This window comes from Aliihoeflea sp. 2WW (assembly GCF_000497755.1).
Classification (GTDB): domain Bacteria; phylum Pseudomonadota; class Alphaproteobacteria; order Rhizobiales; family Rhizobiaceae; genus Aliihoeflea.
Map to the genome: position 1 here is coordinate 21,150 of NZ_AYOD01000050.1, position 13,175 is coordinate 34,324.

The following is a 13,175-nucleotide window of genomic DNA, read 5'->3' on the forward strand; positions in this document are numbered from 1 at the left end:
GGATGGGTGCCGGCGGCCGTGCGCCGCGGGCGGGAATCACTGATAGGCGGCGAGCAGAGCCTCACTTTCATGGCTGAAATCTGGCTTGACGCCAAGAAGCGAGGCCGAGCGGCGCACAATGTTGCCGGCCATCGGGGCCGTGTTGAGGCCGGCCGTCGCGCCCACGCCCTGCTTTTCCGGCTTGGGCTCGTCGAGGATGGTCAGGACGATGTATTCAGGGTCGTTGAGCGGGAAACCCGCGAGGAAGGCATTGAAGCGGATGCCGCTGACATAGCGCCCGTTGACGACCTTTTCGGCCGTTCCCGTCTTGCCGCCGACGAAGTAGCCGGGCACGTCCGCGCGGCGGCCCGAGCCGCTTTCGGTGTTGTAGCGGAAGAGATATCGCATCGCATCGCTGGTCGACGGGTTCAGCACTTGCAGGGCCGAGCCCATAGCCTGCTCTTCCGTGCGCGGAAGGAAGGTGGGGTTGATGAGACGCCCGCCATTGAGGACCGCCGCCGTCGCCACCGCGGTCTGCAGCGGCGTCGTCGCGACGCCGTGGCCGAAGGAGATCGTGATCGAATTGATCTTCTTCCAGACGGCCGGCTGCGTCGGCCGCGCGACCTCGGGAAGCTCCGTCGTCATGCGGCTGAGCAGGCCGAGCCGGGTCAGATATTCGCGGTGCCCCTCGATGCCGAGCACGTCGACCATGCGCGCCGTGCCGATGTTGGACGAGTAGATGAAGACTTCGGGAACCGTCAGCACGCGGCCCTTGCCGTGGAAGTCGCGGATCGTGTGGCCGCCGATGCGGATCGGCGCGGTCGCATCGAAACGGTCCGACATCTTCACGAGGCCCGAATCCAGCGCCATCGCCGTCGTGAACCCCTTGAAGGTCGAGCCCATCTCGAACAGGCCGGCGGACATCCGGTTGAGCCGGTCCTTCTCGAGCGCATTGAACGGGTTGTTCGGATCATAGTCCGGCACGGAGGCCATGGCGATGACTTCGCCGGTCTTGGCGTTGAGAACCACGGCGCCGGCCGCGATCGCCTTGTACTTTTCCATCGCCTGCATCAGCTCGTCATGGACGATGTGCTGGACGCGCAGGTCGATCGAAAGCTTGACCGGCGCAAGGTCGCCGGCGATCGCCAGTCCGCTCGCCTGAAGGTCGGCAAGGCCCTGGTCGTCGATATATTTCTCCATCCCCGCCGTGCCGCGATTGTCGACATTGACGAGGCCGAGGATATGCGAGGCCGTCGCACCGCCGGGATAAAACCGCTTCTTCTCGGTGCGGAAGCCGACGCCGGGAATGCCGAGCGCCATGATGTCGGCCTGCTGGCGCGGCGACAATTGCCGGCGCAGCCACACGAAGCCGGCATCGGTCGAAAGCCGTTGATAGGTCTGGTTGTAGTCGAGATCGGGCAGGATCGTGCGCAGCTTCTCGATCGCCTCGTTGGGATCGACGATGCGGCGCGGCTCGGCAAAGAGCGAGGCCGACTTGATGTCGGTCGCCAGCACCAGTCCGTTGCGGTCGACGATATCGGGACGGTTGGCCGTCACGCGCGAGGGCGGCGGGCCGCCGGCCGGCAGATCCTCGATGCCCAGATAGACGATGCGCCCGCCGATGACCGCATATACGCCCATGAAGAGCGCGAAGGTGATCGCCATGCGCGAGCGCGTGGAGCCGCCCGAACGCTTGCGGGCGCCGTCGACGACGATCGCCGCTTCGTCGGATTTGTGCGCCGAGCGCTTCAGCAGCGATGCGAGCCGGCTGACGATCCTCATTGCATGATGCTCCCGGTGGCGGTTTCGTCGATCAGCCCGTCGCCGGCGATCAGGTCCTCGATCGCGAGCGGACGGCGGGGCAGGTCCGAAATGGTGGCGAACTGATAGGGCTGGACCGGATGAAGCTGGAGTTCCTCGGTGAAGGTTTCCTTCAGCCGCTGCAGCCGCGAGGGCTGATTCAGGAGACTCCAGTCGGCGTTGAGCACGTCGATGGAATCCTTTTCGAAGGCGATCTGGCTTTGCAGCCGTCGCACTTCGGCGAGCTGGTTTTCCGCGTCGTGCTTGGTCTTGTAGGTAAAGGCTGCAGCCGAAACCATGACCACGATGAGAACGATGTCGGTGGTGCGGAACATGTCAGTGCGTCTCCTCGGCGTCGCCGATGGCGGGCAGTTTGGGCAGTCCGAAAATCGAGAAATCGGCGGTTCGCGGCGCCGTTTCCGTGCGCGTCGCGGCACGAAGCTTGGCCGAGCGCGCCCGCGGATTGGCCTCGGCCTCCGCCTCGCCGGTGGCGATGGCCTTGGCCGCGTCGGTGAAGGTCGGCGCGATGAAATGCGCTTCAGGCAGGTGCCGCGAACCCGACGCCTTGCCGGCGCGATCGGCGATGAACCGCTTGACGATACGGTCTTCCAGCGAATGGAAAGTCACGACGACGAGCCGCCCGCCGGGCTTCAGCGCCCGCTCGGCGGCGAAGAGCGCCCGCGCGAGCTCGCCGAGCTCGTCATTCACGTGGATGCGCAGTGCCTGGAAGACGCGCGTCGCCGGATGGATCTTGTCCTTCGGCCCACGCCCGACCAGCGTCTGGATCGCGTCGGCGAGTTCAGCGGTGCGCGAGAAGGGCCGGCGCGCGCGCTTGTCCTCGATCATGCGGGCGATGCGCCCGGCCTGGCGCTCCTCGCCGAGGAAGCCGAAGACGCGAGCGAGGTCGCCGAGCTTGTAGCTGTTGACGACGTCCGCCGCGCTCGCGCCATTGCCGGACATGCGCATGTCGAGCGGGCCGTCATGGCGGAAGGAAAAGCCGCGCTCGGCCTCGTCGATCTGCATGGAGGAGACGCCGATGTCGAGCACGACGCCGTCGACGGTGCCCTCGACATACTGGTCGAGTGCCGAGAACGGGCCCTCGACGAGCCGAAGGCGGCCGGAAATTTCCGCCTCCATGACGCGGCCGGCCGCGATCGCTGTCGGGTCGCGGTCGATGGCGACGACGTTGGCGCCGGCTTCGAGGATGGCGCGGGTGTAGCCGCCGGCGCCGAACGTGCCGTCGATGATCGTCTGGCCGGCCTCGATGCGCAGCGCGTCCAGCACTTCGGCCAGGAGGACCGGAATGTGACGGGCCGGTCCGCCACCGGCACCCTCGTCGCCGGGGCCCGCCATCATTCCGATTCTCCGTTCCGATTGGCTGCTGCGGCCTGCCTGAGTTTCAGCAGACGCGCCCGCACGGCCTCGCCATGCGCCTTCAGCCGTGACGGCTCCCACATCTGGAAAAAGGTGCCCCGGCCGACAAAGGCAACTTCCGCCTCGATGCCGGTATATTCGCGCAGGAAATCCGTGACCGTGATCCGCCCGTCCTGGTCGAGCTTCAGGAAGGCTCCATCCCCGTGACAGAAGAAGGACATGTCGTCCGCCGTCTGGAGAAACGGGTCCTCCAGCGCGATCCGCTCCTCGTAGCGGTCGAGAAGGTCGAGCCCACCGACATCCAGCGCCGGCACGTCCAGCGCCCGCAGGGCGTAGAGATCGCCATAGCCGCGCTTCTGCACGACGGAGCGGAAATGTGCCGGGACCGACACCCGGCCCTTCGAATCGATTCGGTTGATCGCACTGGAAAGAAAACGGTCCATCAGCCGGCTCGCCGAAAAGCGGCGCGCTCATATCGCGCTCGATGGCCCAATTCGCAGTCTCCCCTGTCGCCCCCGTCCGCGCGTCGAATGCCAGGAAACGAGCGCAGGTCCGGGCGAATGCGGCGGACCTGGAGAACGCTCGAACTGGGACTGAAACGACCGCTGGATTGGCTTTCAGGGATATCATGGGCTGTTATGGGCGTCAACGGGATGAGGTCTTTCACGAGCGCCCGAAGCCGTCTGTTTCGAGGGGATTCGGGCCAATCTCGTTTATGCTCCATTAAGCCTAATGAAACGTTTACCGCGCGACGACGCGCACCCTTTGCGAGCCTTGCGAATCCGCGCCGGCGGCTCTAGCGTCCCGGCCTTGCCTGAAGCCAAGGACCGATGATGACCGACGACATTTCGCACCGCGCCGCCGCCCTCTCCCATCTTCGCCGCGGCAAGCTCGAAAAGGGCGATCCGGTCGCGCTGCCGCTGACGATGGCGTCGATGTTCCACCTGCCCGGCGCACCGGCGGGGTTCGCGCAGTATGGGCGATTTTCGAACGACACCTGGGAAGCGGTAGAGGAACTGCTCGGCCATCTGGAGGACGCGCCTGCGCTGGGCTTTCCTTCCGGCATGGCGGCCATCGCGGCAGCCTTCTTCGCGACGCTGAAGGCGGGCGACAAGATCCTGCTGCCGTCCGACGGATACTACACGACGCGCGTCTTGACCGAGCGCTTCCTGACGCGCCTCGGGGTGACCTACGAGACGCGCCCGACGGCGACGTTCCTCGATGGCGGCTTCGACGGGTTCAGGCTAGTGTTCCTGGAGACGCCGGCCAATCCGGGCCTCGATCTTTGCGACATCAAGGCCGTCGCGGACGCAGCCCACAAAGCCGGCGCGATCGTCGTCGCCGACAACACGACCATGACACCGCTCGGCCAGCGCCCGCTCGATTTCGGCGTCGACATCGTCGTCGCCTCCGACACCAAAGCGCCGAACGGGCATTCGGACGTGCTGTTCGGCCATGTGGCGAGCCGCAACCCGGAAATCATGCAGGCCGTCTCGGACTGGCGAAAGCTTGCCGGCGGCATCCCCGGTCCGTTCGAGGCCTGGCAGGTCCATCGCGGGCTGGAGACGCTCGACGTGCGGTTCCAGCGCATGTGCGACACGGCCGAATTCCTGGCGGAAAAGCTGCACGGGCGCGATGACGTGAAAGCGCTACGCTTTCCTGGCCTTAGCCGCGATCCCTCGCACAATCTCGCACGCGCGCAGATGTTGCGCTTCGGCTTCCTGATCGGGCTGACGCTCGAAAGCGAGGCGAAGGCGGAAGGCTTCATCGACGGCTGCGCGCTGCTCCAGCCCGCGACCTCCTTCGGCGGCGTCCATTCCTCGGCCGAGCGGCGCGCGCGCTGGGGCGACGCGGTCGATCCGGGCTTCATCCGCCTGTCGGTCGGTTGCGAGCCGGCGGGCGAGCTCTGGCGCGCGATCGAGGCTTCGCTCGACGCGCAGCGAGGCTGATTCGGCTTCGCAAGCAATGCCCGCAAGCCATTGATGGAAAAAGTGTCAGTCGGCCTGTAAGCCGGGTTCTGTATGGCCTCGACACCCGAGGGCGCCGAAACGTGGCGGCCATTCTTCTGGGACGCGTCTTGCGACGCGCCTCAAGCAACCAACCCGGACGGCCGGGCCGGAAATGCCCTGAGGGTTGCCCCTCGCGCCGTCCCTATTCGGTTTTGCTCCCGGTGGGGTTTGCCATGCCGCTCCCGTTGCCGGCAGCGCGGTGGGCTCTTACCCCACCCTTTCACCCTTGCCGAACCCCGAAGGGCGCGGCGGTCTGCTCTCTGTTGCACTTTCCCTGGGGTCGCCCCCGCCGGCTGTTAGCCGGCACCGTTCTTCCGTGGAGCCCGGACTTTCCTCCCCGCAAGGCAAGCCTCGCAAAGCGGCCGCCCGGCCGACTGACCGGGCGTATAAAGGATGGCGGCGCTGAAAATTCAACCGAATTCGGCGCCTGTCCCTAGGTGATCAGGCGCCCGCCATGATCCGCTGGACCTTGGCGCAGTAATTCGCCGAGATTGGGTTCATGCGCTTGGCGCCGTGGCCGGCATTGTATTTGAGGATCGTCCCGCAGGTCGTGCCGTCGCCGACCGACTGCGCCTTGGCGAGATATTTCATGCCGAAGCGGATGTTCGTCTCGGGATCGTAGAGCCCCTTGGCGCTGCCCGAATAGCCCATCATCCGCGCCGTCGCCGGTTTGATCTGCATCAGCCCGACCTCGCCCGCACGGCCGGTTACATTCGGCCGGTAGTTGCTCTCGACGCGGATCACAGCATGGGCAAGCGCCGGCGGAACGCCGTTCTCGGATGCGTATTTTGCGACGATGCTGGCGAACTTGGCGTCGGTGATCGCGGCGGCCTTGGCTTTTCCGCCTTCGGTCGCCTCGGTGGCGGCAATGGAACCCGTGGTCTGGGGATCGACGCCCGGCAGGCCGTTTTCAGGCGTCTGGCCGGTCTGGGCAAGGCCCGCATGGGCCTTCATGGCGTGCAGGTCGGTTTCGGCAACCGAATAATTGGCAAAGGAGGTCATTCCGGCGGCAAGAGCCACCGCCGCAAGGGTCAGCTTCGTCATGAGTTCCTGTGTGATGTCAGCGCCGTGCCGCGTGCACGACTGGTGGTCGGGTGGGGCCGGCGAATGCCGCCCCGGCGTCTGCATGGATGCGCAATTGCGGGCCGAACCCGCCGCAAAGATGACCCGGCGAATCACAAACCGTTTCAGGACGTCATGAAGAAGTCAGCGCGACGCGAGACCCGCCGGCAGCGCGGAGAGAAGGCGATGCAGCGTTTCGATCGTCGAGCGGTCGGCGACGCCGTCGACGCGGACCTGCCGGAAATGGCGCTGGAAAGCCTCGACGACGCGCTTGGTCTGGTCGTCGAAGACTGCGTTGATCTCGGCGTCGTAGCCGTAGAGCGCCAGCATGGATTGCAGCGCCTCGACCGGCTCGCCCCTGTCGCCGGCGGCAAGGAACCTGCCGCCCTGAACGCTCGATGGAGCAACGTAATGACCGACCCCTTCGGCGGCCAGTTCTTCCCACGGAAAACGTTCGCCCGGATCGACCTTGCGGCCGGGCGCGACGTCGGAATGTGCGAGCACCCGTTCCGCCGTGATCGCGTGCCGGTCGACGACGTCACGACAGAGCGCGATGACGGCTTCGATCTGCACGTCGGGAAAAGCCGGCAGTCCGCCATCATGGCCCGGATTGACGATCTCGATCCCGATCGAGCAGGAATTCATGTCGCGGCAGCCGCGCCAGAAGGACTGACCGGCGTGCCAGGCGCGATCGGTCTCGCGCACCATCTGCACGACGCGCCCGTCCTCATGCACGATGTAATGCGATGAAACGGAACTCGCCGTATCGCACAACCACGCTTCCGCCCCCTCGCCGCTCGGCATTCCCGTATAGTGCAGGATCAGGCTGTCGACCGGAACGCCGTCGCGGCGCGGCCCGAAATTGGGCGACACGCGGGGCTCGGCCAGGGCGTAGTCGACGACGAAGCCCGTCATGCGTGCATCCGCTGGCGCTCGATCATTTCGAAAGCGGCATTGATGGCGGCCAGCCGCGTGGTGGCGATCGCCACGAACTCTTCCGGCACGCCGCGGCCGATCAGGCGATCGGGATGGTTTTCCGCGACGAGCTTGCGATAGGCGCGGCGAACCTCGTCGAAGGGCAGATCCGCGGGCAGTCCCAGGACGAGGTAGGGGTCGCTGTCGGCGCCGAACGTATGCCGCGCCAGGATGCGCTCGAAATGCGCGCTGTCGATTTCGAAGATATCCGCCACGTCGCCGAGGAACGAAAGTTCCCGCTCGTGGATGTAGCCGTCCGCCTTGGCGATGTGGAACAGCCCATCGAGGATGTCTTCCAGCATGGCGCAATTGGGATGCCCGGAACCGCACAACGCAGCCATCTGCCGCGCATAGGCGTCGAAGCCGGCGACGTCCTGCTTGGCGAGATCGTAAAGCCGCGCGACATTGCGCGCCTCCTCATCCGGAATCTCGAAGATTTCCTGGAACGCGTTGACTTCGCGCGCACTGACGATGCCGTCGGCCTTGGCCATCTTGGCCGAAAGCGCGATCATCGCGATGGAAAACGCGACGCGGCGGCGAAGTTCGGGATCGGTTGCGAAAATCGAGCGGATGGTGTCGGCAAGCGAGGTGAGCGCGTTCGACGAAACGCGCGACACAAAATCTCCGAGGCGGAACCAGATCGACATCGATTCCGGTTTTACGAAGTATGGAGCGCCTTGGCGACCCCAGATTGCAGAGAGCGCCCCGCGGCCAAACGGCACAAAAAGGGCCGGCAAAAGCCGACCGCGAATTCTAGATAGAGCAAAAGGGGCCGGCGAAACCGACCCGTCGGGTTCTGCATAAAGAAAGGGGGCCGGCGAAGCCGACCCCCTTGGGATAGTCCGATGAGGCTGCTTATTCAGCCGGGGCCGGAGCCATGCCATCCGTAGCGGGCGGCGTGGTCGTGTCGGCCGGAGCCGCTGCCGGGTCCGTGGTCGTAACCGGGGCGCCCGTGTCGACGGCTGCCGGATCTTCGGCGTCGGTGCAGGCAGCAAGACCCATCAGGGCCAGACCGGAAACGGAAGCAAGAATGATCTTCTTCATTTGGATTTCTCCTTCTCTCATTGGCGCCCGCCGTAGCAGGCGTTCGGGATAAAAATGCCTGGGAGGAGCGATCGTTTCATAACGTTGAATGACTCGGTGTTACAGCGCCTGTTAATGCACGCGCCATGACGTTGCCCGCCGCACGAAAGCCGACTACCACCAAAACCGGAACCAAGAGGGAGACGGTCATGCAGGGTGCGAAGTCGGGGCAGGGTGCGAAGTCGGGACGCTGGGATTTCTGGATCGATCGTGGCGGCACGTTCACCGACGTCATCGGCCGCGACCCCGACGGCAACCTGCACCCGCGCAAGCTCCTCTCCGAAAACCCGGAAGCCTATCGCGACGCCGCCATCCAGGGCATCCGCGACCTGATCGGCGTCGAGAAGGGCGCGCCGATCCCGGCCGGACGCATCGGCGACATCAAGATGGGAACCACCGTCGCGACCAATGCGCTGCTCGAGCGCAAGGGCGACCGGGTGCTGCTTCTCATCACCAAGGGTTTCCGTGATGCCCTACGCATCGCTTATCAGGCACGGCCCGACATCTTCGCCAAGGAGATCATCCTTCCTGAACAGCTCTACGAGCGCGTGGTGGAAGTCGAGGAACGCGTGCGCGCGGATGGAACCGTGGAAGCGGAACCCGATCTCGCCGCCGTTCAGGGTGAGCTGGACAAGGCCCGCGCCGATGGGTTCGACGCCGTTGCGGTCGTCTTCATGCATTCGTGGAAGTTCCCGGCGCACGAGGAAGCCGTGGCGGAATTGTGCGAAAAGGCCGGCTTCGGGCAGATTTCGGTGTCGAACCGCGTCTCGCCGCTGATGAAGCTCGTCGGACGTGGCGACACGACGGTGGTCGATGCGTATCTCTCGCCGATCCTGGCGCGGTACGTGGCGCAGGTCGCTGAGGAATTGGGTGCGACGCCCGAGAGCATGATCTCCCGAGGGGGGTGCCTCGCACCAACCGCCCCGCCTCATGTTCATGATGTCCTCCGGCGGCCTCACCGCCGCCGACAAGTTCCAGGGCAAGGATGCGCTTCTATCCGGCCCGGCCGGCGGCGTCGTGGGCATGGTCGAGACAGCGAAGCTCGCCGGTTTCGATAAGGTCATCGGCTTCGACATGGGCGGCACGTCGACCGACGTCGCCCATTATGACGGCGAATATGAGCGCGCCTTCGACACGGAAGTCGCGGGCGTGCGCGTGCGCGCGCCGATGATGCGCATCCACACGGTCGCTGCCGGCGGCGGGTCGATCCTGCATTTCGAGGCGGGACGCTTCCAGGTTGGACCGGATTCGGCCGGCGCCAATCCCGGTCCGGCCTGCTATCGGCGCGGCGGCCCGCTTGCCGTCACCGACGCGAACGTCATGCTCGGCAAGCTCGTGCCAGACTATTTCCCGGCGATCTTCGGCCCGAACCAGAACGAACGGCTCGACACGGATGTCGTGGCCGGCCAGTTCGCGGACCTCGCGAGCAAAGCCGGCGATAGCCGCACGCCCGAGGCGGTGGCCGAGGGGTTCGTCACCATCGCGGTCGAGAACATGGCGAACGCCATCAAGAAGATCTCGGTCCAGCGCGGCTACGACGTCACCGAATATCTGCTCAACTGCTTCGGTGGCGCCGGCGGACAGCACGCCTGCCTCGTCGCCGACGCGCTCGGAATGGAGGCGGTGCTCGTCCACCCCTTCTCCGGCCTGCTCTCGGCCTACGGGATCGGCCTCTCCTCCGTCTTCGCCTCACGGCAGCAGGCGCTGGTCAAGCCGCTGAGCGACGCCTCGCGGGGCGAGATCGACGCGACGATCGACGATCTGCGCAAGGCCGTGTTCGCCGAACTTTCCGAACAGGGGATAAGCGAGGCGGACCTGTCCTGGCGGCCGATCCTTCAGATCCGCTATGACGGCACCGACACCGCCCTTCCCGTTCCCTTCGACGGCTCGCTCGATACGGCGCGCAAGGATTTCGAGGCCGCGCACAAGGCGCAGTTCGGCTTCGTCTACGACAACAAGCCGATGGTCGTGGAGGCGATCAGCGTCGAGGGGCAGGACGCCCGCCCGGCCGGCCGCGACGAGGCCGACGTCGGAATTGAGGACGCCAACGCCTCGACCGACGAGCGCCGGCGCATGTTTTGCGAAGGCGCCTGGCACGAGGCCGGCGTTTATCGCCGCGAAGGGCTGGCTCCCGGCAACCGTGTCGCCGGGCCGGCGCTGATCATCGAAAGCCACCAGACCATCGTCGTCGAGCCGGGCTGGGAGGCCCAGATCACCGCCAAGGACCACGTGCTGATGCGGCGGGTGGAGAAGAAGCGGCGGCAGGCCGCGCTCGGCACCGAGGCCGACCCGGTGATGCTGGAGGTCTTCAACAACCTCTTTATGTCGATCGCCGAGCAGATGGGCGTGACGCTGCAGAACACCGCCTATTCGGTCAACATCAAGGAACGGCTCGACTTCTCCTGCGCCGTCTTCGACCGCACAGGCGCCCTCGTCGCCAATGCGCCGCACATGCCGGTGCATCTGGGCTCGATGGACCGTTCAGTGGAAACGATCATCCGCCTCAACGAGGGCGACATCCATCCCGGCGACGTGTTCGCGCTGAACGCTCCCTATAATGGCGGCACGCACCTGCCGGACATCACGGTGGTCACGCCGGTGTTCGAAGATGCAGGCAAGGAGATCCTCTTCTATTCCGCCTCGCGCGGCCACCACGCCGATGTCGGCGGAACCGCGCCCGGTTCCATGACGCCACTGGCGACCACGGTCGACGAAGAAGGCGTGCTGTTCGACAATTTCCGCATCGTCGAGCGTGGCCGGTTCCGCGAAACGGAACTGCACGACCTTCTGACCGACCACCCCTACCCGGCCCGCAACCCGCACCAGAACATCGCCGACCTCAAGGCGCAGATCGCCGCCAACGAGAAGGGGGTCGCCGAACTGCGCAAGATGGTGACCCATTTCGGGCTCGACGTCGTGGAGGCCTATATGGGCCACGTGCAGGACAATGCGGCCGAAAGCGTCGCGCGCGTGCTGGAGCGGCTGCCCGACGTGTCGGAGTACGAATACCCGACCGACACCGGCCAGGCGATCAAGGTGAAGATCACCGTCGACCGCGACAAACGCGAGGCGACGGTCGACTTCACCGGCACGTCCCCGGTGATGAAGAACAACTTCAACGCGCCGGAGCCGGTCGCGCGCGCGGCGGTGCTCTATGCGTTCCGCGTCATGGTCGAGAACAACATTCCGATGAATGCGGGCTGCCTGCGCCCGATCAACATCATCATCCCCGATGGCTGCATGCTGCGGCCGAGCTACCCGGCAGCCGTCGTCGCCGGCAATGTCGAGACTTCGCAGCATGTGACGAACGCCATGTTCGGCGCGATGGGTGCGCTCGCCAACGCGCAGGGCACGATGAACAATCTCACCTTCGGCAACGCGCAGTATCAATATTACGAGACGATCTGCTCCGGCTCGCCGGCCGGTCGCATGAATGACGGACGGGGCTTTGGCGGCACGTCGGGCGTCCACACCCACATGACCAACTCGCGCCTCACCGATCCCGAAGTCCTGGAACTGCGCTTCCCCGTCCTGCTCGAGGATTTCCACATTCGCGACGGGTCCGGCGGCACCGGCAAGTGGAACGCCGGCAACGGCACGCGCCGCACCATCCGTTTCCTGGAACAGATGGAATGCGCCATCCTCTCCTCCCACCGCTCCCACCCGCCCCGCGGCGTCGCGGGCGGAGGCGACGGGAAGGTCGGCAAGACCGAAGTCCGCCGCCTGTCGGGCGAGGTCGAGACGCTGAAGGCCTGCGACCAGACCGTGCTCGAAGCCGGCGAAGCCGTGATCGTGACGACGCCGACGGCGGGCGGGTTCGGGCGGTAGTCCCTGTTCCCAGGTCGGAACAGCCGCGTCGGCGAATGGAAAGCAAGTGTTGCCGCAAGGTCATCGCGCGGCGGCAGGTGCGCCGTTAACGTGCCCTCAACCATGTGAGCCCGATCTTTCGCGGATACGAATCGCCGGCGCCGTCCGGCCAGCCTCGGATTTTTCATGCGCGCACTCATCGCAGCCCTCCTCGCCGCAACGCTAGCCGGCTGCTCCTCGACCGGGCTCGACCTCGCCGCAATCGCGCCGACGGCCGCAAATGCCTCGCCGGCGGCGATGGCGGTGGATGCGCCGGTGATGGTCACCCATCCGCGCTTCGGCGACCGCAAGCCGACGGACTGGAAGGGCAAGACGCCGTGGTCCTATGCGGTCCACGGCACCGACGTTTCGCGTTACCAGAGCGACATCGACTGGCCGACCGCCAAGGCGGCAGGCATTTCGTTCGCCTTCATCAAGGCGACCGAGGGCGGCGACCGGGTCGATCCGATGTTCGCGCAGAACTGGGCCGCGACGCGTGCGCACGGCGTTCCGCGCTCGGCCTACCATTTCTACTATTTCTGCCGCCCGGCGATCGAGCAGGCGCAATGGTTCATCCGCAACGTGCCGAAGGAGGCAGGCACCCTGCCCCACGTCCTCGACATGGAGTGGAACCACCTCTCGCCATCGTGCAAGCTGCGGCCGAACTGGCAGGTCGTCCATCGCGAGATGAAGGTTTTCCTCGACGCGATCGAGCGGCATTACGGCCAGCGGCCGATCATCTATACCTCGGTAGATTTCTACGAGGACAACCGGCTGGCGAGCTTCAAGGGCTACCATTGGTGGCTGCGCTCGGTCGCCGCGCATCCGCACGACCGCTACGAGGGCGAGAACTTCCTGTTCTGGCAGTATACGGGCACCGGCATCGTGCCCGGCAAGAAGGGCGACGCCGACATCAACGTGTTTAACGGCTCCGTGCGCCAGTGGCGCGACTGGGTGGCGAGGAACACGTCGACGAGTTGAGAAGGTCGGTCGGCGGGCTCAGCGCTCGACGTTGCCCCCTCTGTCCTGCCGGACATCTCCCCCGCA

Annotated in this window: 10 protein-coding genes, 1 other RNA gene and 1 pseudogene; 3 read left to right on the forward strand and 9 right to left on the reverse strand. The window is 65.7% G+C overall.

Annotation, left to right across the window (positions count from 1 at the left end; all coding sequences use genetic code 11):
* Nucleotides 1–36: 36 nt before the first annotated feature.
* Genes ALII_RS0118505 through mraZ form a run of 4 tightly spaced genes read right to left on the reverse strand, consistent with a single transcriptional unit; the run spans nt 37 to nt 3,596 of the window.
* On the reverse strand, nt 37–1,761 hold the full coding sequence (locus ALII_RS0118505; protein WP_029660704.1) for a penicillin-binding protein 2: 1,725 nt from the start codon (nt 1,759–1,761) through the stop codon (nt 37–39).
* A complete protein-coding gene (locus ALII_RS0118510) occupies nt 1,758–2,114 on the reverse strand; it encodes a hypothetical protein (protein ID WP_024588707.1) in 357 nt (118 codons plus the stop codon). The genes ALII_RS0118505 and ALII_RS0118510 overlap by 4 nt, the downstream gene beginning before the upstream one ends.
* Nucleotide 2,115: 1 nt before the next feature.
* Nucleotides 2,116–3,135, reverse strand: a complete 1,020-nt coding sequence (gene rsmH, locus ALII_RS0118515; protein ID WP_024588708.1) for a 16S rRNA (cytosine(1402)-N(4))-methyltransferase RsmH — start codon at nt 3,133–3,135, stop codon at nt 2,116–2,118.
* Complete coding sequence (gene mraZ, locus ALII_RS0118520; RefSeq protein ID WP_024588709.1) at nt 3,132–3,596, reverse strand: division/cell wall cluster transcriptional repressor MraZ; 465 nt, start codon at nt 3,594–3,596, stop codon at nt 3,132–3,134. Before mraZ ends, rsmH begins: the two co-directional genes overlap by 4 nt.
* A 390-nt stretch (nt 3,597–3,986) precedes the next feature.
* Here mraZ and ALII_RS0118525 point away from each other — a divergent pair, with 390 nt between their 5' ends.
* The gene (locus ALII_RS0118525; RefSeq protein WP_024588710.1) at nt 3,987–5,102 is read left to right on the forward strand and encodes a cystathionine gamma-lyase; all 1,116 of its coding nucleotides are present in this window, start codon (nt 3,987–3,989) and stop codon (nt 5,100–5,102) included.
* A 41-nt stretch (nt 5,103–5,143) separates the two neighbouring features.
* Here ALII_RS0118525 and rnpB read toward each other — a convergent pair.
* The 5 genes from rnpB to ALII_RS0118545 form a co-directional block, all read right to left on the reverse strand.
* An RNA gene (rnpB, locus tag ALII_RS21730) (RNase P RNA component class A) lies at nt 5,144–5,540 on the reverse strand.
* 63 nt (nt 5,541–5,603) lie between these two features.
* A complete protein-coding gene (locus ALII_RS0118530; RefSeq protein WP_029660705.1) occupies nt 5,604–6,206 on the reverse strand; it encodes a lytic transglycosylase domain-containing protein in 603 nt (200 codons plus the stop codon).
* Nucleotides 6,207–6,368: 162 nt separating this feature from the next.
* Nucleotides 6,369–7,139: an N-acetylmuramoyl-L-alanine amidase gene (locus tag ALII_RS0118535; protein WP_024588712.1), complete on the reverse strand. Its 771-nt coding sequence runs from the start codon at nt 7,137–7,139 to the stop codon at nt 6,369–6,371.
* Complete coding sequence (locus ALII_RS0118540) at nt 7,136–7,846, reverse strand: DnaJ family molecular chaperone (RefSeq protein ID WP_024588713.1); 711 nt, start codon at nt 7,844–7,846, stop codon at nt 7,136–7,138. Before ALII_RS0118540 ends, ALII_RS0118535 begins: the two co-directional genes overlap by 4 nt.
* A 208-nt stretch (nt 7,847–8,054) precedes the next feature.
* Nucleotides 8,055–8,243, reverse strand: coding sequence for a hypothetical protein (locus ALII_RS0118545; protein ID WP_024588714.1), 189 nt, complete (start codon nt 8,241–8,243; stop codon nt 8,055–8,057).
* Nucleotides 8,244–8,431: 188 nt separating this feature from the next.
* Between ALII_RS0118545 and ALII_RS21405 the strand changes: the two are divergent.
* Nucleotides 8,432–12,110, forward strand: a pseudogene (locus tag ALII_RS21405) (hydantoinase B/oxoprolinase family protein).
* Between the two features lie 165 nt (nt 12,111–12,275).
* The gene (locus ALII_RS0118555; protein ID WP_024588715.1) at nt 12,276–13,109 is read left to right on the forward strand and encodes a GH25 family lysozyme; all 834 of its coding nucleotides are present in this window, start codon (nt 12,276–12,278) and stop codon (nt 13,107–13,109) included.
* Nucleotides 13,110–13,175: the final 66 nt, after the last annotated feature.

Bases quoted from the DNA above. Each gene is read 5' to 3' on its own strand.
- ALII_RS0118505 (WP_029660704.1), bottom strand. From the start codon at position 1,761: ATGAGGATCGTCAGCCGGCTCGCATCGCTGCTGAAGCGCTCGGCGCAC.
- ALII_RS0118510 (WP_024588707.1), bottom strand. From the start codon at position 2,114: ATGTTCCGCACCACCGACATCGTTCTCATCGTGGTCATGGTTTCGGCT.
- rsmH (WP_024588708.1), bottom strand. From the start codon at position 3,135: ATGATGGCGGGCCCCGGCGACGAGGGTGCCGGTGGCGGACCGGCCCGT.
- mraZ (WP_024588709.1), bottom strand. From the start codon at position 3,596: ATGGACCGTTTTCTTTCCAGTGCGATCAACCGAATCGATTCGAAGGGC.
- ALII_RS0118525 (WP_024588710.1), top strand. From the start codon at position 3,987: ATGACCGACGACATTTCGCACCGCGCCGCCGCCCTCTCCCATCTTCGC.
- ALII_RS0118530 (WP_029660705.1), bottom strand. From the start codon at position 6,206: ATGACGAAGCTGACCCTTGCGGCGGTGGCTCTTGCCGCCGGAATGACC.
- ALII_RS0118535 (WP_024588712.1), bottom strand. From the start codon at position 7,139: ATGACGGGCTTCGTCGTCGACTACGCCCTGGCCGAGCCCCGCGTGTCG.
- ALII_RS0118540 (WP_024588713.1), bottom strand. From the start codon at position 7,846: ATGTCGATCTGGTTCCGCCTCGGAGATTTTGTGTCGCGCGTTTCGTCG.
- ALII_RS0118545 (WP_024588714.1), bottom strand. From the start codon at position 8,243: ATGAAGAAGATCATTCTTGCTTCCGTTTCCGGTCTGGCCCTGATGGGT.
- ALII_RS0118555 (WP_024588715.1), top strand. From the start codon at position 12,276: ATGCGCGCACTCATCGCAGCCCTCCTCGCCGCAACGCTAGCCGGCTGC.